This is a genomic window from Paenibacillus sp. P46E (assembly GCF_001909095.1).
In the GTDB taxonomy this organism is placed as follows: domain Bacteria; phylum Bacillota; class Bacilli; order Paenibacillales; family Paenibacillaceae; genus Paenibacillus_AQ; species Paenibacillus_AQ helianthi.
In genome coordinates, this window is the sequence record NZ_LVYZ01000027.1 from 43,118 (window position 1) to 63,527 (window position 20,410).

Below are 20,410 nucleotides of genomic sequence, written 5' to 3' on the forward strand. Positions count from 1 at the left end.
CTGCAAGACTATAACCTATGTTAAAAGGAGATTAACTTACATGACTATTATTTCTGATGTATATGCTCGCGAAGTCCTTGACTCCCGCGGTAACCCTACTGTAGAGGTTGATGTTTATCTGGAATCCGGCGCTAAAGGCCGCGCTATCGTTCCTTCCGGCGCTTCCACAGGCGCTCATGAAGCTGTAGAGCTTCGTGATGGCGATAAATCCCGTTACATGGGCAAAGGCGTTCTGAAAGCTGTTGAGAACGTAAATGAAATTATTGCTCCAGAAGTAATCGGTATGGACGCTCTTGACCAAGTGGGCATCGACAAATTGATGATCACTTTGGACGGAACTCCTAACAAAGGCAAGCTGGGCGCTAACGCAATCCTGGCAGTATCCATGGCCGTAGCCCGCGCTGCAGCAACAGCTTTGGACATTCCTTTGTACGTATATCTGGGCGGATTCAATGCTAAAACTCTTCCAGTACCAATGATGAACATCATCAATGGTGGTGAGCATGCAGACAACAACATCGACGTTCAAGAGTTCATGGTTCTTCCTGTAGGTGCTCCAAGCTTCAAAGAAGCTCTTCGTACTGGTGCAGAAATCTTCCACAACCTGAAATCCGTACTGCAATCCAAAGGCCTGAACACAGCTGTAGGCGACGAAGGCGGCTTCGCACCGAACCTTGGTTCGAATGAAGAAGCAATCACTACAATCATCGAAGCTATCGAAAAAGCCGGTTACAAACCAGGCGTTGACGTATTCCTCGGTATGGACGTAGCTTCCACTGAGTTCTACAAAGACGGTAAATACACACTTGCTGGCGAAGGTAAATCTTACACTTCCGCTGAGTATGTTGACCTGCTTGCTTCATGGGTTGAGAAGTACCCAATCATCACCATCGAAGACGGTATGTCCGAAGACGATTGGGATGGCTGGAAATTGCTTACTGAAAAATTGGGAGACAAAGTCCAATTGGTTGGTGATGACTTGTTCGTTACGAACACTGAGCGTCTGGCAACTGGTATTGAAAAAGGTATTGGTAACTCCATCCTGGTTAAGGTTAACCAGATTGGTACACTGACTGAAACTTTCGATGCTATCGAAATGGCTAAACGTGCTGGTTACACAGCAGTAATCTCCCACCGTTCCGGTGAATCCGAAGATAGCACAATCGCTGACATCGCTGTTGCAACTAACGCTGGTCAGATCAAAACAGGTGCTCCTTCCCGTACAGACCGTGTTGCTAAATACAACCAGTTGCTTCGCATCGAAGATGAACTGGGCGAATTGGCTCAATACAACGGCCTGAAATCCTTCTACAACCTCAAAAGATAATTCCTTTTGAGCACTGGTATACAGAGCCTGCCGATTCCGGCAGGCTTTTTTTGCCTATCTGGTCTCAATTGGTTGTATTCGCATCTTGGCTATGATAAAATTAAAATGCTGTTTATGAAACGTGAATCCCAAATTAGCATAGATAGTGATGCTTGGACGTAGGAGGTGGAAGTGAATGGATATCTTTTTGAAAGTAGTGCTCCTGATTTTTTCCGTCGGTCTAATTGCGGTCGTTCTTCTGCAAAAAGGGAAAAGCGCAGGTCTTTCCGGTGCCATCTCCGGCGGTGCTGAGCATCTCTTCGGTAAAACAAAAGCACGCGGTATGGAGCTCGTACTGCAGCGTGTAACGGTTGGACTGGCAGCAGGATTCTTCATTATGTCGATCCTTGTGGCCGTTCTGGTAGACTAGATTACTAACAGAAGCCTTCGCTCTATTCTATATGGAATGGGGCGGAGGCTTTTTTGTTAGGAGCCTAGAATGTATACGATAAAAGGGGCCCCGCAAAGTACCTGAGTAAGCTTCAATGCCCAGGTATGCTTTGCGGGGTTGTTTTAGAATATATAATTTTTGTGGTTTAGAAAATTTTGTGCTGTGTTAACTGTCGGTTGATCATAAAAGGGATGCCGGGGATTGATTTCGTGTATACTAGGGTATGAGTATATAAAGGTAAAATTACTGGAATACGCACAGGCAATAGAGGACAAGACATACATATATGCCAGCGGCATACGAATGCTGCGGAGGGCCGAGGTGACGAAATTGATAACACAGGAACAATTACTGGATTTCATGCGGGAGACCGCTTATAAACCGCTCACATATGACGAACTGGTGAGCCATTTCGCGTTAGAGGAGAGCGAGTCGTTCAAAGCATTCGAGGATTTACTGCTCTCGCTGGAGCAGGATGGAAGAATGATTCTGACCCGCAATGCCCGTTACGGGGTGCCTGAGCGTATGGATATGGTACGCGGACGTGTGCAGGCACACGCCAAGGGGTTTGCTTTTCTCATCCCCGATGACCGCGATCATCCCGATATCTATATTAATGCCAATGACCTGAAGGGTGCGATGAACGGCGATATCGTGCTGGTTCGCATTACATCACGCAGTCCGTCTGGCGGGCGTATGGAAGGCGAAGTCGTGCGGATCGTCAAAAGAGGGGTGCTGCAAACCGTCGGTGTGTTCCAGAGCCTGGAGACGTATGGCTTTGTGCTGCCGGATGACAAGCGGATTAACCGGGATATTTTTATTCCGAAGCAGTCCTTCAAAGGTGCGGTTGACGGTGAAAAGGTTGTAGTCCGTATTGTGAATTACCCGGAGGGCCGGGCAGCGGCTGAGGGAGAAATCATTGAGATTCTGGGGCATAAGGATGACCCGGGTGTGGATATTCTGTCGGTAATCCGCAAGCATCAGCTGCCGGAGGCTTTTCCGGGTGAAGTGATGCATGAAGCGGAGCAGGCCCCGGATTCGATTACAGAGGACGAGATCATCCAGCAGGGACGCCGCGATCTGCGCGGTCTGAACATTGTCACCATCGACGGAGCAGACGCTAAGGATTTGGATGATGCGGTGAACGTGTCTCGTCTGGAGAATGGGCACTACAAGCTGGGTGTGCATATCGCTGATGTTGGTTATTACGTACGTGAGGGGTCTGAGCTGGACAAAGAGGCTTTTGACCGTGGCTGCAGCGTGTATCTGGTCGACCGGGTGATTCCGATGCTGCCGCATCGCCTGTCAAACGGTATCTGCAGTTTGAATCCCAAGGTGGACCGGCTGACGATGTCCTGTGAGATGGAGTTCGACGAGCATATGAAGGTCGTGAAGCATGATGTCTTTACGAGCGTGATCCGCACCAAAGAGAGAATGACGTACTCTGATGTCCGCAAAATCGTCGAAGACGAAGATCCCGAGCTTCTGGAGCGCTACAGTCCGCTGATCGACGATTTCCGTCTGATGAAAGAACTGGCGATGAAGCTGCGGGATGCCCGGATGCGGCGCGGGGCGGTTGATTTCGACTTTGAAGAGAGCAAGATTATCGTCGATGAGAGCGGCAAGGCCATAGATATCGTGAAACGCGAGCGTTCCGTGGCTGAGCAGATTATCGAGGAATTCATGCTGGCGGCCAATGAGACTGTGGCTGAGCATTTCCACTGGCTGAAGGTGCCATTCCTATACCGGATCCACGAAGATCCGGACCCGGAGAAGCTGCAGAACTTCATGGCCTTCGCGGCGAACTTTGGCTATCATGTCAAAGGCCGGGGTAATTCGGTACATCCCCGCGCCCTTCAGGATCTGCTGGAACAGATTCAAGGGACGAAGGAGCAGACCGTCATCAGTACCATGATGCTGCGCTCTATGAAGCAGGCGAAGTATGATGCGGAGAGCACAGGCCATTTCGGACTGGCAGCCGAGTTTTACTCCCACTTCACATCGCCGATCCGCCGTTATCCCGATCTTGTCATTCACCGCGTCATGCGTGAGGTCATCGAGAATGGCGGGGCGCTCACAGAGAAGCGTCATGAATATCTCTCCAGTAGGATGCCGGAAATCGCCCAGCAATCTTCGGAACGCGAGCGTGTGGCCGTAGAAGCTGAGCGTGATACGGAACAGTTGAAGAAGGCTGAGTACATGCAGGACAAGGTTGGCGAGGAATTCGATGCCATGGTCAGCAGTGTCACCAGCTTCGGCATGTTCATCGAGCTGGAGAATACCGTCGAAGGCCTGATCCGCCTCAGCGCGCTTAGCGATGATTACTACCACTTCGACGAAGCCCATATGGCGCTTATCGGGGAGCGCACCTCGAAGGTGTTCCGCATTGGCGACGAGGTGAAGATCCGTGTCGCCAAGGTCAACATGGACGACCATACGATCGACTTCGAGCTGGTCGACATGAAGCCGCGCGCTGCGGGCGAGCACCGCAGCTATGGCGGTCGTGGCGGTAAGGGCGGCCGAGCAGGCGGCGGCTTCGCCAAGCCGCTTGGTGGCAAAGCCGGCGGCGGCAAGGGGCGCGCCGCAGGTAAAGGGAAGCCCGGCAGCGCTGGCGGCGCGGGCAAGGGCAAAACCGGCGGCGCAGCGCACGCCGGCAAGGGCAAGCCCGGCGCGGTAGCTCGCGCCGGGGAAGGGCCGCGCGCAGCGGAAGAAGCCAGCGGCGGTGCGCCGGCTGGCGGACGCGGCAAGCGCGGCGGCGGGCGTGGCCGCGGCGGAGAGGCCGGAGGCGGTGCCGGGGGACGCGGCATCAGCTTCGGCTTCGGCTCTGGCAAGGGCGGCTATGGCGCCCCTACCGGCGGAGCAGAGCAGGGCAGCGAGCTGCGCGGCGTGGACGCCAGCACGCGGTTCCGCAGCCGCGAGGATCTCGGCAGCGGGCCGGCGGCCGAGGGCCGCAGCAGCGGCGGCGAAGGCAAGAGCCGCCGCAAGAAGAAAAAGAAGGGCAGCGTCTTCATCAGCCCTTCCGTGACACCGGGCAACGCGGAGCAGAGCGACAAAAGCGGCAGTCCTGAGGGCAGTGGCCGCCGCAAGAAAAAGAAAAAAACGCAAGAGTAAGCTGAATACGATATAAGGCGCTGCTTCCTGTGAGGGGAAGCAGCGCTTTTTTTTAAGATAAGTATTGATATGCTTCGCACAACTAATGATCCTTGGTGCAATTTGTTCCATTAGCGATCTTGGTACAATCGCCTGATCTGTGTCCGCACAGGAGAGGATCATCCTTCCTTGCGTTCGTGTGACCGCTTTTGATACAATATAGATCTGACATTTGACTCCGTGCAAACGGGAAATTCGATTCAAGGGGTGACTTTCATGGGTAAAAAAGCAGACGGGAAAGTGCTCGCCCAGAACAAAAAAGCTTCCCATGATTATTTTATCGAGGACACTTATGAAGCTGGCTTAGTGCTGACCGGTACGGAAATTAAGTCGCTGCGGAATGGCCGCGCTAACATTGGCGATGCCTTTGCCACCATTCGGAACGGCGAGATTCATGTGCACAACATGCACATCAGCCCTTTTGAACAGGGGAACCGCAATAACCCGACGGACCCGACACGCACACGCAAGCTGCTGATGCATAAGGTGCAGATTAGCAAGCTGCTCGGTCTGTCCAAGCAGGATGGCTACTCGATTGTGCCGCTGAAGGTGTATGTGCGCAATGGCTACGCGAAGCTGCTGATCGGCCTGGGTAAAGGGAAGAAGCAATACGACAAACGCGACACCGCCGCCAAAAAAGACGCTCAACGCGACATCGCGCGTGCGCTGCGTGAGAAACAAAAGATCGCCAGATAAGCCGATGGTGCGGCTCTTCCTGGAGTTCCAGATCTACCCTTCAATTCCTTTAACCCACGTGTTAAAGTGTTGATAAGTGTGCTATACTGTGTAAGTAAGATTTTTGCTTCGTGACAGTCCTCTAATCTTAGAGGCTGTGGATTGGATCTCTCTTGCTAGAAGATCCGCTTGATCCGAAGCGCCCTTTCTAATGAGGGGCCGTTCTTGGATTCGACGGGGGTAGTTCGAGCATGAGCAGCGAGTAGTGGGGACGCGTCCGCTTCATCAACGCTAAAGCCTATTAAACGGCAAACAACAAAACAACTACGCTTTCGCAGCTTAATAACCTGTGTGCGTGCTTCTACCCTGCATCGCCCATGTGACAGGGATAGGGGCTAACAAGTAGTGGGATACGCTGTCTGGTCTCCGCCTGGGGTCAGCAGAAGAAGATAATCAGGCTGACCCAACGTATAGCCGGTTACGGGGCGATACTCGGGTGACATCAAAACTGTGACTACACTCGTAGAAACTTATGTGCCGTTATCTTCGGACAGGGGTTCGACTCCCCTCGGCTCCATATGGAGTATCAGTGAAAGACACCTTAACTGGTGTCTTTTTTCGTTTTAGCGGCTGTTTTGGACTATACGTGGTGGTTAAAAGGCTTGCTGTGACGCGGTTTCGGGGGCTTGCTGTTAATGGATACAGTGAGTTTCACTGAGGCTATACGGAGACAGAAGGTTTTGGCCGCCACGTAACCAATGAATATTTCTTGAGATTCTTTTAAAATAATTTGCTCGTAGTATTATTAAATTAGTCGAAAAAAGGAGGTTTTTTGTTGTTAGCATATATTGATGAAAGCGGATTTCCACATCCAAATGACGAAACAAAGCACCCTGTGCTTGCTGCAGTTTGTATACCAAAAGATGAAGTGAGAAATATTATGCTACGTATGTATAATATTAAAATGGATCTTTTTGGGCGACATGATGTGGAGTTGAAAGCTGTTAATGTTCTCAAGCCTAAATCATTAACCCGTAATACAAACAACAAGATTTTTGCAGATCGAGTCATAAATGAAGTGCTTAACAACATATTAAATTTAAAGGTTTTTGCAATTGTTATGGAACATCCCGAAGAATTATTACAAGTGGAAAAGGTTAGCTTTCCTAATCATTACAGATTTCTTTTACAAAGAATCAATGGCTATTCATACATGCGAGGAAAAAAATGTATAGTTAGTTTTGATTCACAAGATGAAGGTAATGACATGCTTATTTCTCATAAAATGAAAAATTATCTATTTAGATCAAATGAAGGTAATGACTGCACGTCTATTGTAGAATCGGCATTTTTCGTGAGTTCACGTGTTGAAGAAAGTATACAATTAGCTGATCTTTGTGCAGGTATAATTAGAAAATATCATGAGCTTTGTGTCGGTGACACTCCCGCAACTCCATTTAGTACATGGATTGCCCATCTTTATTCAATTGTTCAAAGCCGCACTTGTCTAGTACCTTCGCCTAATGGGGGGCAAAATCTGCATGGGATATATAAAATACCCATGAGATTATTGATTGGCAAATAGTATATTTTAAAGAATAACGGGTATGAATATAATGAGACTGGCGTTGTGGTTCTGTCTAGGGGCTGCCTTGTGCTGGTCTCATTTCTTCTTGACTTTAATCTTGACTTTATAACTTATAGATGTATAATTAATTTGAAGACTGGTGTTGTGGTTCTGTCTAGGAGCTGCCTCGTGCTGGTCTTATTTTAATTTCAGAGTACGAATTGGTTTATAAAGATGGACATTCTAATTACAACGTAATCAGTTATAAGTACAACCCCTTCGGCGTTATTTTTTCTTCTGCTCGCATCCTCTGTATGTCAATTTCTAAAGTCTTCAAATATTCTTATATTCTTATTTTCCTAAAAGTGCTTCCACTATGAACTATGCATTAAAAAGGCAGTTTTATTAAGCATTTCTACGTATGTTTGCAATTTATATTAGATAACCCAAGAAGTCATTGTCGATTGATTTTACTGGGACCGCATGTGATTCTAAACGGACATTGACTGCGAGAATAACAAGGATGAGCTGATGGCTTTTCTCAACCGTATTTTTATGGAAGCTGGCGAGCCGCCGCTGACTGAGATCATTCTGATGAATCCCTATACGGATAAAGATGATCCGCTCGACAAACAATCCATCTTTGATGTTTACGCCAAGACCTCTGAAGGCAAACTGATTGATATAGAGATGCAACTGTTTAATAAGTACGATAAAGAGAAACGAACGCTCTTTTATTGGAGCAAACGGTATGCGAGTCAACTCAGTGAGGGCGATAAATATCCAGAGTTGAAGAAATGCGTGACGATCAATATTTTAAACTATTCGTTCTTGAAGAATGAGCAATATCATAACATATTTCATCTGCGGGAAGACCGGACAGGGATATCCTTGATTGATGACATTGAGGTCCATTTCCTGGAGCTACCGAAGCTGGATGAACGTACAGTTCCGTCTGAAGGCGGATTAATCAATTGGCTGTTGTTCTTAAAGGGTGCCGATACATCACAATGGGAGGTGCTGAAGATGAATGAACCGGGTTTAGAAAAGGCCATGGATACCCTGCAATATCTGAGTCAGGATTCGGATGCTAGACGGTTGTATGAGGCCAGACAGAAATATTTGCATGATGAGGCTTCTATGCTGGGAAGTGCAGAACTAGCAGGTATAAAGAAAGTGGCTAAAAATATGCTTGCCATGAATCTGGATATCAAGACGATTGCTAAGGCTACTGGATTAACAGAGCAAGAGATTAATGCTTTGAGAAAGTAAACAATGAGGGAGTATCCAATGTGAGGGTGCTCCCTTTTGTTATTACAGATGCCTCGCGTTACGCTACTCTTCATCCCCTTCAGGACTATCGTTGGCTTGCATCTCCTCCTCTTCACTGTGTATCTTTTTATCTATTAAGAGCTTCGGCATTTCTGTTGATGGTTATTGTATAATGGCCGGAGGTAGCGGAAGGTTGGAATACACCGTTACTGTGGTATTCTTGTTTTCAGGCAATACCAAACGAGCTCTCCCAACAGCCTGAATCAAGGGCTCCTCCAGATGATAAAATTGGATTTCTCGTAACAAGGGATCATCTGACATAGCGTTATATGAAAATCTGAAATTGTTACGTTCGATAATAGCGGCGGTCTTCTCAAATGAATCACCAATACCTGTCCGTTGGTTCAATACATAAGCGAAGAGAGAATATACAACGGGTGGCTGATGCAGCATTCCGAAGAGAACAATATCAACGCCTGAATAAGAGTTGAGCCCCTCTAAGCTTCCATACGTGCCGATAAGGTTGAACTGGATTCCAGCGTTGTTGGCCAATTTGGCAACCTCTTTAGTACAAATGACATTCTTCCCTTCACAGTATGACTTAAAGTCATTCACGATTTTATTGCTGTCTTCGTTTCGCATATATGATTTGAGTACAGTATTGTTAGAAAAGCCTTCAGAAGGATACTGGAGCAATCGACCTTGAAGTTCCGTCAAAGGAAGATTCCAAATACGTAGAGGATCACCAAAGAATCTCTCGTAAACGATCTGATTGATTGTGGCAGATGCAATGATCGTTTTTATCTTTGGCAACTCCTGTTTGGATGCAAAGAAGATTGTATTATCACCATGATAACTAGACTTCTGAAAGGCCTCTGTGTCACGAGTCAGGAAGTCGATCACTTTTGAATCGACAATTGCTTTCTTACTGCTTATGAGCTCTAGCAGATCGTCAGCAATTCCATGATAGTGAACAGAAGGCATGGGGATGGTCATATCTGTTGATGAACCTTCTACTAATGAAACTAGGTGTTCTAATGATTCCGCTCCCTTTAGGGTGTGCTCTTTTGCTTTATCCGAAAGTTTCTTAAGATCAAATAATTTGAAGTCTTGAACTCTTATCAGGGATTTCATCAATATATCTTCATCAATAAATGCCACGTCAGCTTTAACGTTTTTGCAGTTTACATATCTGGCATGTGTGAGTATGATGATGCAATTAGTCGTTCCAGAGTCTCTTAATGCTTCTGTACTCTGTTTATAGGCGATGATATCTTTTGCCTTGGTCGTCCATTTGCCCTCCTCAACCTGCATACACAAGGTGTACTCTTTATTTATCCAATCACGGATTTGTGCTGCTGCTTTCTCATAAGCTCCTACACGATAAAGGAATTCAGTTTTCGACTTAAGGTCTTCTGGTAGGTGAGTGCGAATATCCGCAAATCGGTAAACGGCAACATTCGCAATAGAATATCTATCTAATTTATCACGAAGATCAGTTTCCGTCTGACATCCAAGAAGGTAGGTAGAGGCGGCGTAAATGACACGCTTTCCATTTGCGGCTTCCTCAATCATCACATCTTGCATCGTGTAGGTCTTCCCCGTACCAACATCAACTCTTATTGCATTGAAAAGAGAATCTGAAGCTAAAGCCTCACGATACACATCGGGTAATTGCCCACGTGTATCCGATAGTGAGACTGTCTCATCGTTGCTCATTCTTGTAACAAATAGTTTGCCACCTTTACCCGCGTTCAGAATCCGTTTAGTTCCGCATTGATGAAAGAAAGGGCAACGGGACTCGCAGCTCCAAGGACTCATTCCTTGATTGCGGAACTGGATGTGTGTAGTACCCCCATCGCAGAATTGATATTTGCGATCCGAGATTTCATATGAGCCATCAACAAAAGAGTCGTTCTCAAGTCGCTCATTTCGCCCATCTCGTGAATGCAGAATCTGATCCATTTTTGTCATGCCGCTACGGATGTACATGAGATTGGAGAGCATCAGACATAGTTCTGTTTGGGTTAACCAATGGGAGCCGGAAATTGCTTCCCTAAGCAATCGGCAATGCATACTTGCTTCATCGAAGCTATAGTCGCGGATTTCCTTCATCGTATAATGATTGTTAGACTGTCTCTGGCCCCTTTTTTGCCCGTGCGGTTTGGTTTCTTGTAAAATGCATGAGCTTGTTGCAGCTCTCTTTTTTCCGTATCGCATATCATCTTCAGACACATCGCATGTAAAACTGAGTTTTTTGACGTTTTGGCCGCGATTGTATTGATATATATATACATTCGCGTCGGAACCGTCATCTTTTTTAATATTAATATCGGAGAGAGAAGCGATCATTGGCAAGTATCGTCCCATTTGAACGCCACAGGCTTTACAATATGCCTTTAGATCACGGGCACGGTTGTCATGCTTATCATGATTGCGTTGGCCAAAAAATAGCTGAAAGATATGCTCAACATCCAAAAAGGCGGAGTCATTACGATATAGAGGGCCAGCGTTGCAGCCGAAGAATACTTGTCCCAAACTTTTACAGGCCTTATCCGCTTCGGGAAAAATGCCGTTAAATGCAAGAATGGCCGCTTTGGCAGCACGCCAATCGGTTATTGGTGTATCAAGCTTGCATACCAAACGGAACTTATGCCGGGCCTCTGAGTAGCTAAACGAGGGATAGATGAGCCAGACATTGATCCCTTTTCGTTGAGCACGCTGGAGTATATCCTCCCAGGTAACGTATCCATGTGATTCTACGGTCTTCGGATCGTTATCAAAATCAACAGCAAGAAGAGCAAGTTCTGATACGCATTCTTGTTTTCTGCTGAGGCCTCCGTCTTGATTCTTATCTGGATTTGCCTTGCCGAATACGGATGGAGTAAAGGCATGCCCTCTTCGAGTAACCAAATCGACGAATTCATTACAGGACAGAATACGATTGTTCTTTGGAAGAAAAATCTCATTATTTATCGTTGTCACAGCGGTAACCGATTCTGAATTGCCTGTTTTACGATTCTTCCGTTGACCAATTACAATGCTGCTAGGTTTCACATCATAATCTTTGTCATGAATATTAATGTGAATGTTACGTTGAATAGGTGTAGGATTGATGACGGCAGTATTATTCATTGTTGTCACCTTCTTCTTCGTTCAGGAAAAATGAATCGAGAGAGCAATGAAGGTGCTTGGCTAGCACATGAAGATGATCTGCCTTAAGCGGAGTAAGCCCATGCTCCATCCGCCAATAAGCATTGGCACTGGAGAAGCCCAGCAGATTGCTGATTTGACGGGCCTTGCGGAGTTGTTTCAGTTGTTGTAAATTGATCATTAGTAGATTCCCTCCAATAAAAGAAATGGCGAGTACGGTCATTGACCGCCTCGCCGTTTCTATTACCGGTTGTCTGGGGCTTTTTTAATATTTAGTGAAAAAATAAAACTGATTTGAGGAAGATTACAGAAGGTGGCATTGGACATGCTTAAAGGAATATTACCGATTAAAAGTAGCCATTACACATGTCCAAATGGATAAATAGCATATACTTCACGAAAAGCTTAATACTATAGGGGTTTTGGTAAAATATAATAAATTCACACAAAAATAAGCCGTTTTTCCGTTTTGGAGAAATGGTTTTTTTTGTGCTGTTTTTTCTCAATATACCTGATGATAAAGCGTATCAAGGAATCAAAAATAAAGAAAATTTCCTGACTCCTCCAGGATAATTATAAAGAAGGGCCTATTGAGAATTATTGCCCGGGGGGTGTCATTTGTAATCTGCGTCCATGTACTTAATGATACAGATCCATTTGTGTTGTTCTGTTTGCAGCGAATAAGAGGAAGGTGAAATATGTGACTTTAGAGTTGGGCTTAACCGAGGGGGATTAGAGGCTTTACGATAAATTTATCGGAAACTTCTTCAGATGTGACGCTTCATACCTTCTCCCCAATTCTGGGGAATAGGGTGGAAGCTGAGGCAGTCTATAGAAGGGAGCACTCTTGAAAGGAGGTGATAACAATGATCAAAAAACAAGGTCTTCCAGAAGACATAACCATGCTGATGCGACAGTTGGTCATGAACGGCCACATTCGTATGGCTGGCACTGTGCTGTACACGTACTTTATCCGGTGCTGGAAACTGGAGGAAGAACATGCTGCTTACTACATGCGGCGTTACTTTGAGAAGTATTTCGCTCAACAGTTGCAAAGACATCTACAAAAGCTTAACAAAGCCTGATTTGATCTTTATTACGAAAGGAGAACATTATGTATCATCCATCATCGGGTAAGACGAAGACAAAGGCTCCACCTTATCTTGATTCTCCTGAAGGCCGTAAGTACATGCGATTGCTCGTTCAATCTGTCCTGCACCAAATGAAGATTAACCAAACAAAAAAAGGTGGCCCACAGAAGGAGCACACCAAGTAATTCAAACTTATCATAAGCTTACCAAAAATATAGTTCGTCCACAAGCAGGAGAGGCCGCTACGGTCTCTTCTGTTTGCATTTTAACCATATGGAGGTCAATCGACATGCAATCATATCAAATGAATACTCTGAAAGCCCTACTAGCTGATACACTCTGCGAAAAATCAGAGGGATATGTAATGAAGCAATTATTCAGCCGCTATACGACTCTGCCTGAACTATTAGATGTAGATGAACACGAACTGCTAACCATTAAAGGGGTAGGCAAATCTAAAGCCCTCCAGATCATATCTGCTCTGCAACTGGCACGTATCTTGAACGCACCAACCCAAGAGGTATATACCATATGCTCTCCTAAAGATGCAGCAGACCTCATGATGCCGGAGCTCGCCTACTTGCAACGGGAGCATTTCGTAGTGCTCTTTCTTAATACGAAGAACAGAGTCATAGGTAAAGAGACTATTGCTATTGGATCACTGGATTCAGCTATTGTCCATCCACGCGAGGTCTATAAAGCCGCTGTTAAAAGAAGCTCTGCTGCGATCATAGCCGTTCATAACCATCCTTCAGGTGACCCAACACCTTCACGGGAGGATATTGCTCTTACAGAACGTCTGGTGAACGCAGGAGAGATTATGGGAGTGCAGCTCTTGGATCATCTAATCATCGCTAATGAGAATTACTGCTCAATGAAAGAGCGTGGCCTGATGTAGCACCTTCACTGCTACGTTTGAGCCGCCCTTGACACGGAGCCTCTGTCGCCATGATTCACGGCGATAAGGCATCAGCCTATCATGGCGACCCCTCCGTATAAAGGGCTTTGATGTTTATTCTTAGTCGTTGTTGTGTTGCCCCTGTTTGAAGTGTGGCAACATGGCCTTTACAACATCTAAGACCATTTGTTTTTGAGGATCATCCAAACCATTTGTTAGTAATGCGAATTGAAGGGCGAAGCCATCTCTTTCCACACTGTCCAGCGTTGCTTTAAGCAAGGTGTCGGTAGAAACATTCAGAGCAATGGACAATCTCACCAGGGTCTCGACAGAGAGAATACGCTCCCCACGCTCTAGCAAACCCAGGTAGGAAGCTGATATCCCTACGCTCTCCGCAAGCTTTTCCTGAGTCAGGTTGTATTTTAATCGCTCTTCGCGTACACAAGTTCCAATGAGCTTGTAATCTATTTTATCATCCATGCGACCATTCCCTTCCTTTCACGAATGTAGTGGAAAGTGAAAGAAACAGTAACGGACTTCAAGAATTATTATATTACAACCATAAGCATTGACGTATATTGGCACATTTTGTATGCTTATGTGGTTACTGCTTATGAACGTGCAACTTGGAGGGAGGAAATCAATATGTCGCTGCAAAATGGTTTAGGCACTGAATATTATCCCAGCGGTCGTGTCAGATATGTCGGTGAGTTTAAAGATGGAATTTATCACGGAACAGGCAAAGTATATTGGGAAACGAATGGGATTTTGATGTATGAAGGTGAACTTAAGGACGGTGACTTTAACGGACACGGAACGTCCTACTTCAGTGATGGGAGATTGTGCCACAAAGGAATGTTTAAAGACGGAAGACCATTTTTTGAATAATAGCTGGAGGTATGGAAGATGGATGTTCAAACTGCGGTCAACTTAATGCAGCAAGGACTGCAACATAAGCGTAACGGAAAATATGAGGAATCTTTGAAATGTTATTTGGTAGTTGTGTACTGGATCAAAAGTGAACCGGAGCCTTTCAAGAACCTTGGGAAAATCTATTACATACTCGGTCAATATCAGAACTCAATAAATTGCTACAAAAAATGTATTAACTTAATGGGCACCATGGACATTGATAATCTGCGACATATGGGCCATGCCTTCTGCGATCCTCTAGCAGCTTCAGTAGAGGAAAAAGCGATTGCAGAAAATTACCGCTGCTCTATTGATCCATACTTCGGGCGGTTTGGCTCGAAAAAATACGGGCATATAACAATAGCACCGGATACTCAAGAGGAATACAACAGGTTATGCATGAACAAGGCTGCATCGCTTCTAGGATAATGGATTCGTTCATAACAGAGAGGTGTCCTGAACATGCTTATGGTTTCTCGGTTCGACGGCTATTGTCGTAAATGTGGATTTCCTGTTTTTGAAGGAGATGTTTTTGATTATCAGCCTAATACCCCCTATACAGCACAATGCGTCAAATGCTTCAAGGAGGTCCCGCCTGAATCTCCATGCCCTCATTATGCTGTATGGACAACGGCTGACTATTTTACACCGTCCAATCGCCATAGGCACACTACGTCAGGAACACGGGAACATATGGTTCACTGTTACATTTGTCAGAAAGAATTTAATAACGTCCCAGAGAAAGCGATATGCGTTAAAACGTTCATCACTTCCCAGCATGGAGCAAGCTATCCATCATCCAGAATGGAATTCGAGGTATCGACCTCAAGTTTGCAGTGGCAGAAGCATCTTATTAAAACGGTGGCATCGGTGATTCAGGTTATGCTGTTGAAGCGTCAGTTTCCTGACACGTTGATAACGGAGGCATACGCACAAATTGATAGACTGATCGAGCTGTATCAAAAGAATTAATCGACCTGTTGAAGGAGTCTTTCAACGTGCTGGTAATGGATAAAATTAAGCAATTATGCAACATGCTTCCCCATGAGGTGTATCTCGAAGTCAGCGGAGCTATCTTTTTTACGCTTCAATGTCTTGGCTGTTCTAACGGCACATTGGGTGCAGGGGCACTCTTCTATCTTGCGACAATAGGGGATGATGACAAGTTATTGGATAGTATAGTGCAGCATATTAGGCGTTATGGCGGTTCACAAGAATCCTTGCTTTTTGCACATGTTGTCACTGAATTGTCTGCTCAGATGCAGTTGTCCTTGAGGCAGAGCATCGAACTATCAGATATGGTCGAAGATATAATCAGGAAGATGAACCACTGAAAGGAAGTCAAACATGCAGATAAGTAAACTGGGTTCATTGGTTGAGAATGAGACAGATAAGATTATTTTTTCTCATATGGCCGAAGACGGCGACGCGAAACTGAATAAACGAATTGGAGATATGATCTGTACGTGTATCGGAAGCTTTCGATTGCATACGGAACAAAAGAATCAAATTCGAAGCACGCTCAATGGCTTTAACGCGGATTCGTTTGGCGGTGTTGGGGCAGCTCTTTTAATCATTCCGTATTTTGAGATCAAATTTAAACACATGGAGAAAATTGCAGAAGCGAGCAACGGATTTGTCATTCATTTAATGAATTACTTGATCAGAGAAATCGGTAAAGCTGAATTCATCCAAAAAATCTGGACTCTTCAGGAGGCCGTAGGGATATCAGACAAATTCTACGATGGACTCGTGGATTACTTCGGCTCCAGAAAGAGTGAAATCATTGTTCCGGTCATGAGCAGATTCTAATGCAATATCTGTTCCTATTATACTTGGAGGTAACGAAATGAATAAAAGAGCAATTCAGATGATGTTAGTATTATGTTTGATTCTGGCCTCAATCGGTACAGGTGGTCATGTGCATGCCGATCCTACACAAACCATCAAGGTTATGGTAAACGGCGATTATCTTAAGCAGGACAAGCTTGCTGCAATGAAAAATGGGCGAGTCATGGTAGCGATCAATCCAGTCAGTGTCGCTTTGAAAGCCACTTTGCAGTTCCAGTCCGCTAAGAAGCCTATCAAGATCAAGTATGGGTCCAACGAGGTCACTTTTACATTGGGTCAAAAGACGGCTTATGTAAACGGGAAAAAGCTTACACTTGATGTGCCGCCGCAGACCATTAACAATACGACCATGGTACCCCTGCAGCTCCTGAGTAAAGGGCTGATTGTTGATACTGCCTGGAAAGAAGCATGGAAAGTGGTCGCTATCGAACCCAAGCATGCAGCTAGTGAAATTGCCCTTACTGAGACTGAAGCGTTAAAGAAAGTAAAATCCTTGCTGGGCAACGGCGTAACCGTCAAAAGTAAAGGGACTGACCTACTCAGATTCTATACATTTCAAGGTGGCACATCCGAATATGAGTATGATTTCTTCCACTATATAGACAAGTACACTGGTGAGATATATTCCGTCACTCTTGACGCATCGTTTGAGAGTCTCTCCAAGGCTGAAGGGCTCAAGGTACTAGATGCCAAAGTTCGCCCATTGCTCACGCGGGAGCCGAACATAGAAGATGGTTATGAGACAAAGATAATCAATGGCAAAAAGTATTATGCATTTGATGTCTTTTTCGTTGGAGCCAGTAACCCCTATTATTATGTGACTACTGCGTATGTAAGCGTGGATGCCAAAAGCTTCTATATGCTGACGAAGGACAATAAGGTTGTTCTGTTCTCGGACAAATTGTTTGTTCAATTTATGAATGATGCTCTTAAGGAATAAATGAATTCCTTGAAGTATCAAAGCTAATTAGCTTTAGCATAATTTGTTTCTGAGCCCTTGACTGAGTTTTTCAGTTAAGGGCTTTTATATTGTGTAAATAAAACAATTAAAGGCGTAATAATGAATCAGCAGAGGCTATTCAGTTTCTGATTACATAGATACTCTACAGGAGAGGAGGAAACCAAATGTGGACTAAAAACTTATCCGAAGACTTAAATGTAGAGGAACTGCGTGAGATTCGACGGGCTCTTTACTTCTATGCCAGTAACAAACCGGATATCAGCAAGGATGAAGCAAGACTTCTCAGCATTCTTGCTCAGAAAGTGCTCTATGAATAGAAAGTAGTCTTAGAAGCCGTGGTCCTATGGATTGCGGCTTTTTCAGTACCATTAAGTACCAGTACAACTTGTGCTGATTATATAGATAATCCAACGATGAAAGGACTGATTAATAGAGGATCAATCAAGCAGTAAAGGAATGATATTCAGCATTATACCAGAGTCAGGGGATTATCCCTTGGCTCTTATTTGCGTTCTGGAGGTATCTGCGTAACACCACATCGCCATAGGAGGCCAATTAACCATGAATGTAGTTATTTATCTGAGAGTGTCCAGTGAGCAACAAGCCAATAAAGAGCTGTCCATTCCGGCTCAGAGAGAAGCATTAATCAAATACGCAGAGGACAAAGGTTGGAGTGTTGTAGATGAATACATTGACGAAGCCAAATCGGCTAAAACCGATGCCCGTCCAGAATTCCAAAGGATGATCGCAGCCGCCCAGAAAAGCGATAAGGGCTTCCAGATGATCCTGGTGCATAAGTTTGACCGTTTTAGCCGGAGTCGTGCAGATCATGTCATTTACAAGGCGTTGTTGAAGAAACAAGGCGTTATCGTGACTTCAGCATCAGAGCCGACAGAACCAGATACACCGCATGGAGTTTTATTGGAAGGGATGCTGGAGGTTATCAGCGAGTTTTATAACGTCAATCTCAGACATGAGACGCTCAAAGGCATGAGAGAGAATGCAGTGCAGGGATATCATTGTGGAGGGCGAGCTCCGTTTGGCTATCGCCGGAAGCGTGAAGGCGTTAAAGTCACATATTGCCTGGGATCAAATGAAGAGGTTGGAATTGTTCAGACTATTTTTGAGTTGGCTGCTGAAGGTTGGGGAGGAAAACGCATTATGCGTGAACTGAACCGTATAGGTGCTGGTGGGAGACGGTGGACTCCCTCAACTGTGCTTTCCATTCTTAGCAATCAAGCTTATCGTGGCTATCGTATATGGAATAAAAAATGCATTGTAGAAGGCACCAGAAATTCTGAGATTGAATGGATCGTTGTAAAAGATGCTCATCCCCCAATCATAGATGATAAGCTCTGGAATGCTGCTCAGTCAGTTTTGGAGCTTCGTAGGCCCACAAAGTTCGAATAAGAAATATCCAATTGAATAGCTTGTCCCCAGCAGGTATGCCGCATTGACGGTGTGCCTGCTTTTTTTGTACCCAAAATAATCTATACAAAGGAGATTGAATGTAATGAAAGTAGTCGTATATGCACGTGTATCTTCGGAACGCCAAGCAGAGAAAGAATTATCAATCCCGGCCCAGCTCAAAGCTATGCAGCAATATTGCCAAACTAAGGGTTGGACTATCGTTAATGAATTCATCGAAAAAGGAAAGTCTGCCAAGACCGATGATCGTCCGGAGTTTCAGCGAATGATTGCAATGGCGAAACGTACAAATCGTTCTTTTGAAGCAATTCTTGTACACAAGTTTGACCGCTTCTCACGTAACCGTGGAGATCATGTGCTTTACAAGGCTCTGCTGAAGCAATGCGGGGTTAAGGTGATCTCCGTTGTTGAACAGACAGAGGCTGATTCTCCGCAAGATATGCTGCTTGAGGGGATGCTGGAAGTGATCTCGGAGTTCTTCAATGCTAATCTGGCCGTAGAAGTCCGTAAAGGTATGACACAGAATGCTAAGCAAGGTTACAACAATGGTGGTACGCCTCCATACGCTTATCGTACTGAACATATCGCACTCGGCAACCAAAAGACAAAAGCGGTATGGGTACTTGGACCACGGGAAGAGATTGATACAGTCCGCTATATATTCAATCAGTATGCCTATGAAGAGATGGGCTACAAGCGAATAGCCTCGCTCCTGAACGAGAGTAATGTTCCAACGCAAAAAGGCGGGAAGTGGTCGGCCAGTACGATTCAAGCCATCATTCATAATGAATCGTACCTGGGCCGCAGAATATGGAACAAGCAGGACTATCAAACCAAAGGGAAGAAGTGGCGGGATCGCTCTGAATGGATCATTACGGAGAATGCACATCCGGCCATTATCAATGAAGAATTATTCAAGCTCTGTCAGCAGCGTTCCGAGAAGAGGCATAACGGAGGCGGCGTGACTCATAATCCATATCAAGTCAAGCCAGCTTCACCATTTTGGCTCAGAGGTATTTTTACTTGTGATAAGTGTGGGTCAAGAATGGTTGGCAACTCAACATCAACGACAAAGAAGTACGGAGGTCAGAAATATTATGTTTGCGGTGGCTATATGCGGAAGGGCAAAGAGTTCTGCCCCTATGTAAGCTGGAGGAAAGATCGTGTTGAACAGATCGTCGTCAACAAGCTTCGTAGTGCGTTACTGCGGCTTACATTCGATAATCAATTGGAGGAAGAGGTTCGTAAGTATCATGATGAGGCTAACCGTCACCAGATTGTATCCGCAGCGAACATGGAAGCTGAGATTAATTTCTTGGAGAAACGGATTGAACAGATGCAGCAGGAATTGCAAACTGGCAGTGGCAAAGCATATTACGCGGAGATGATTGCCGAAATGTCTTCAGAATTGACGGAGAAACGAAGAGAACATGCCGATTACCAATTAGCTAGTCAGGCATTTAGTGTATCGCAGGAGAGCCTACAGATGCTTCAGCAGGACATTAAGACGATGATTGCTTTATTGGATGAGGAAACGCCGAGCCCGCAGATGATGAATGAGTGGGTGAAGAGGTTTGTCTCCAATGTGACGATTATGAGGGAAGGCGGAATAGTCAACATTGAGGTCAATATACAGTTGGAGGAGCGTACGCTATACAAAAAGACCTTGAGCAATGTATATGAATAAGAATTGAT

The 20,410-nt window shown here is 45.3% G+C and carries 19 protein-coding genes and 1 other RNA gene; 17 read left to right on the forward strand and 3 right to left on the reverse strand.

Going from position 1 to position 20,410, the window contains the following annotated elements; translation table 11 throughout:
- Positions 1 to 40 precede the first annotated feature (40 nt).
- From eno to A3849_RS06150, 7 genes are all read left to right on the forward strand, one after another.
- Positions 41 to 1,327: a phosphopyruvate hydratase gene (gene eno / locus A3849_RS06120; protein ID WP_036726271.1), complete on the forward strand. Its 1,287-nt coding sequence runs from the start codon at positions 41 to 43 to the stop codon at positions 1,325 to 1,327.
- Between the two features lie 175 nt (positions 1,328 to 1,502).
- Positions 1,503 to 1,736, forward strand: a complete 234-nt coding sequence (gene secG, locus A3849_RS06125; RefSeq protein WP_074088735.1) for a preprotein translocase subunit SecG — start codon at positions 1,503 to 1,505, stop codon at positions 1,734 to 1,736.
- A 351-nt stretch (positions 1,737 to 2,087) separates the two neighbouring features.
- Positions 2,088 to 4,868, forward strand: a complete 2,781-nt coding sequence (rnr, locus tag A3849_RS06130; RefSeq protein WP_074110667.1) for a ribonuclease R — start codon at positions 2,088 to 2,090, stop codon at positions 4,866 to 4,868.
- A 255-nt stretch (positions 4,869 to 5,123) separates the two neighbouring features.
- The gene (smpB, locus tag A3849_RS06135) at positions 5,124 to 5,603 is read left to right on the forward strand and encodes an SsrA-binding protein SmpB (protein ID WP_074088737.1); all 480 of its coding nucleotides are present in this window, start codon (positions 5,124 to 5,126) and stop codon (positions 5,601 to 5,603) included.
- Between the two features lie 194 nt (positions 5,604 to 5,797).
- Positions 5,798 to 6,162, forward strand: a transfer-messenger RNA (tmRNA) gene (ssrA, locus tag A3849_RS06140).
- Positions 6,163 to 6,417: 255 nt separating this feature from the next.
- A complete protein-coding gene (locus tag A3849_RS06145; protein ID WP_074110599.1) occupies positions 6,418 to 7,167 on the forward strand; it encodes a DUF3800 domain-containing protein in 750 nt (249 codons plus the stop codon).
- A 483-nt stretch (positions 7,168 to 7,650) separates the two neighbouring features.
- Positions 7,651 to 8,421 carry an Rpn family recombination-promoting nuclease/putative transposase gene (locus A3849_RS06150; RefSeq protein ID WP_074110600.1) on the forward strand — a complete coding sequence of 257 codons (771 nt, stop codon included), beginning with the start codon at positions 7,651 to 7,653 and terminating at the stop codon, positions 8,419 to 8,421.
- Positions 8,422 to 8,583: 162 nt separating this feature from the next.
- On the opposite strand, the gene A3849_RS06155 is transcribed toward A3849_RS06150, so the two are convergent.
- Together A3849_RS06155 and A3849_RS06160 are read right to left on the reverse strand one after the other, a co-directional pair.
- Positions 8,584 to 11,556, reverse strand: coding sequence for a hypothetical protein (locus A3849_RS06155; RefSeq protein WP_074110601.1), 2,973 nt, complete (start codon positions 11,554 to 11,556; stop codon positions 8,584 to 8,586).
- Entirely contained in the window at positions 11,549 to 11,755 is a 207-nt protein-coding gene (locus tag A3849_RS06160) for a helix-turn-helix domain-containing protein (protein ID WP_074110602.1), read from the reverse strand. Before A3849_RS06160 ends, A3849_RS06155 begins: the two co-directional genes overlap by 8 nt.
- Before the next feature lie 685 nt (positions 11,756 to 12,440).
- Between A3849_RS06160 and A3849_RS06165 the strand changes: the two genes are divergently transcribed.
- Together A3849_RS06165 and radC are read left to right on the forward strand one after the other, a co-directional pair.
- The gene (locus A3849_RS06165; protein ID WP_074110603.1) at positions 12,441 to 12,659 is read left to right on the forward strand and encodes a hypothetical protein; all 219 of its coding nucleotides are present in this window, start codon (positions 12,441 to 12,443) and stop codon (positions 12,657 to 12,659) included.
- 310 nt (positions 12,660 to 12,969) lie between these two features.
- The gene (gene radC, locus A3849_RS06170) at positions 12,970 to 13,563 is read left to right on the forward strand and encodes a RadC family protein (RefSeq protein WP_256700672.1); all 594 of its coding nucleotides are present in this window, start codon (positions 12,970 to 12,972) and stop codon (positions 13,561 to 13,563) included.
- A gap of 120 nt (positions 13,564 to 13,683) precedes the next feature.
- Here the strand turns inward: radC and A3849_RS06175 are convergent, their stop codons facing one another.
- Complete coding sequence (locus A3849_RS06175) at positions 13,684 to 14,043, reverse strand: helix-turn-helix domain-containing protein (RefSeq protein ID WP_256700669.1); 360 nt, start codon at positions 14,041 to 14,043, stop codon at positions 13,684 to 13,686.
- A 165-nt stretch (positions 14,044 to 14,208) separates the two neighbouring features.
- Between A3849_RS06175 and A3849_RS06180 the strand changes: the two genes are divergently transcribed.
- From A3849_RS06180 to A3849_RS06215, 8 genes are all read left to right on the forward strand, one after another.
- Positions 14,209 to 14,451 (forward strand): toxin-antitoxin system YwqK family antitoxin, encoded by a 243-nt coding sequence (locus A3849_RS06180; RefSeq protein ID WP_143191750.1) that lies wholly within the window; start codon positions 14,209 to 14,211, stop codon positions 14,449 to 14,451.
- 18 nt (positions 14,452 to 14,469) lie between these two features.
- On the forward strand, positions 14,470 to 14,904 hold the full coding sequence (locus A3849_RS06185) for a tetratricopeptide repeat protein (protein ID WP_074110606.1): 435 nt from the start codon (positions 14,470 to 14,472) through the stop codon (positions 14,902 to 14,904).
- Between the two features lie 569 nt (positions 14,905 to 15,473).
- The gene (locus tag A3849_RS06195; protein ID WP_074110608.1) at positions 15,474 to 15,809 is read left to right on the forward strand and encodes a hypothetical protein; all 336 of its coding nucleotides are present in this window, start codon (positions 15,474 to 15,476) and stop codon (positions 15,807 to 15,809) included.
- A 13-nt stretch (positions 15,810 to 15,822) separates the two neighbouring features.
- On the forward strand, positions 15,823 to 16,287 hold the full coding sequence (locus A3849_RS06200) for a hypothetical protein (protein ID WP_074110609.1): 465 nt from the start codon (positions 15,823 to 15,825) through the stop codon (positions 16,285 to 16,287).
- A 37-nt stretch (positions 16,288 to 16,324) separates the two neighbouring features.
- A complete protein-coding gene (locus A3849_RS06205) occupies positions 16,325 to 17,266 on the forward strand; it encodes a copper amine oxidase N-terminal domain-containing protein (protein ID WP_074110610.1) in 942 nt (313 codons plus the stop codon).
- 185 nt (positions 17,267 to 17,451) lie between these two features.
- A complete protein-coding gene (locus tag A3849_RS32755; RefSeq protein WP_178382617.1) occupies positions 17,452 to 17,604 on the forward strand; it encodes a hypothetical protein in 153 nt (50 codons plus the stop codon).
- Positions 17,605 to 17,848: 244 nt separating this feature from the next.
- The gene (locus A3849_RS06210; RefSeq protein ID WP_074110611.1) at positions 17,849 to 18,697 is read left to right on the forward strand and encodes a recombinase family protein; all 849 of its coding nucleotides are present in this window, start codon (positions 17,849 to 17,851) and stop codon (positions 18,695 to 18,697) included.
- Between the two features lie 103 nt (positions 18,698 to 18,800).
- Positions 18,801 to 20,402 (forward strand): recombinase family protein, encoded by a 1,602-nt coding sequence (locus A3849_RS06215; protein ID WP_074110612.1) that lies wholly within the window; start codon positions 18,801 to 18,803, stop codon positions 20,400 to 20,402.
- Positions 20,403 to 20,410: the final 8 nt, after the last annotated feature.

What these genes read in the sequence shown, in the direction of transcription:
- eno (WP_036726271.1), top strand. Translation starts at nt 41, where the DNA reads ATGACTATTATTTCTGATGTATATGCTCGCGAAGTCCTTGACTCCCGC.
- secG (WP_074088735.1), top strand. Translation starts at nt 1,503, where the DNA reads ATGGATATCTTTTTGAAAGTAGTGCTCCTGATTTTTTCCGTCGGTCTA.
- smpB (WP_074088737.1), top strand. Translation starts at nt 5,124, where the DNA reads ATGGGTAAAAAAGCAGACGGGAAAGTGCTCGCCCAGAACAAAAAAGCT.
- A3849_RS06155 (WP_074110601.1), bottom strand. Translation starts at nt 11,556, where the DNA reads ATGAATAATACTGCCGTCATCAATCCTACACCTATTCAACGTAACATT.
- A3849_RS06160 (WP_074110602.1), bottom strand. Translation starts at nt 11,755, where the DNA reads ATGATCAATTTACAACAACTGAAACAACTCCGCAAGGCCCGTCAAATC.
- A3849_RS06165 (WP_074110603.1), top strand. Translation starts at nt 12,441, where the DNA reads ATGATCAAAAAACAAGGTCTTCCAGAAGACATAACCATGCTGATGCGA.
- radC (WP_256700672.1), top strand. Translation starts at nt 12,970, where the DNA reads ATGAATACTCTGAAAGCCCTACTAGCTGATACACTCTGCGAAAAATCA.
- A3849_RS06175 (WP_256700669.1), bottom strand. Translation starts at nt 14,043, where the DNA reads ATGGATGATAAAATAGATTACAAGCTCATTGGAACTTGTGTACGCGAA.
- A3849_RS06180 (WP_143191750.1), top strand. Translation starts at nt 14,209, where the DNA reads ATGTCGCTGCAAAATGGTTTAGGCACTGAATATTATCCCAGCGGTCGT.
- A3849_RS06185 (WP_074110606.1), top strand. Translation starts at nt 14,470, where the DNA reads ATGGATGTTCAAACTGCGGTCAACTTAATGCAGCAAGGACTGCAACAT.
- A3849_RS06200 (WP_074110609.1), top strand. Translation starts at nt 15,823, where the DNA reads ATGCAGATAAGTAAACTGGGTTCATTGGTTGAGAATGAGACAGATAAG.
- A3849_RS06205 (WP_074110610.1), top strand. Translation starts at nt 16,325, where the DNA reads ATGAATAAAAGAGCAATTCAGATGATGTTAGTATTATGTTTGATTCTG.
- A3849_RS32755 (WP_178382617.1), top strand. Translation starts at nt 17,452, where the DNA reads ATGTGGACTAAAAACTTATCCGAAGACTTAAATGTAGAGGAACTGCGT.
- A3849_RS06210 (WP_074110611.1), top strand. Translation starts at nt 17,849, where the DNA reads ATGAATGTAGTTATTTATCTGAGAGTGTCCAGTGAGCAACAAGCCAAT.
- A3849_RS06215 (WP_074110612.1), top strand. Translation starts at nt 18,801, where the DNA reads ATGAAAGTAGTCGTATATGCACGTGTATCTTCGGAACGCCAAGCAGAG.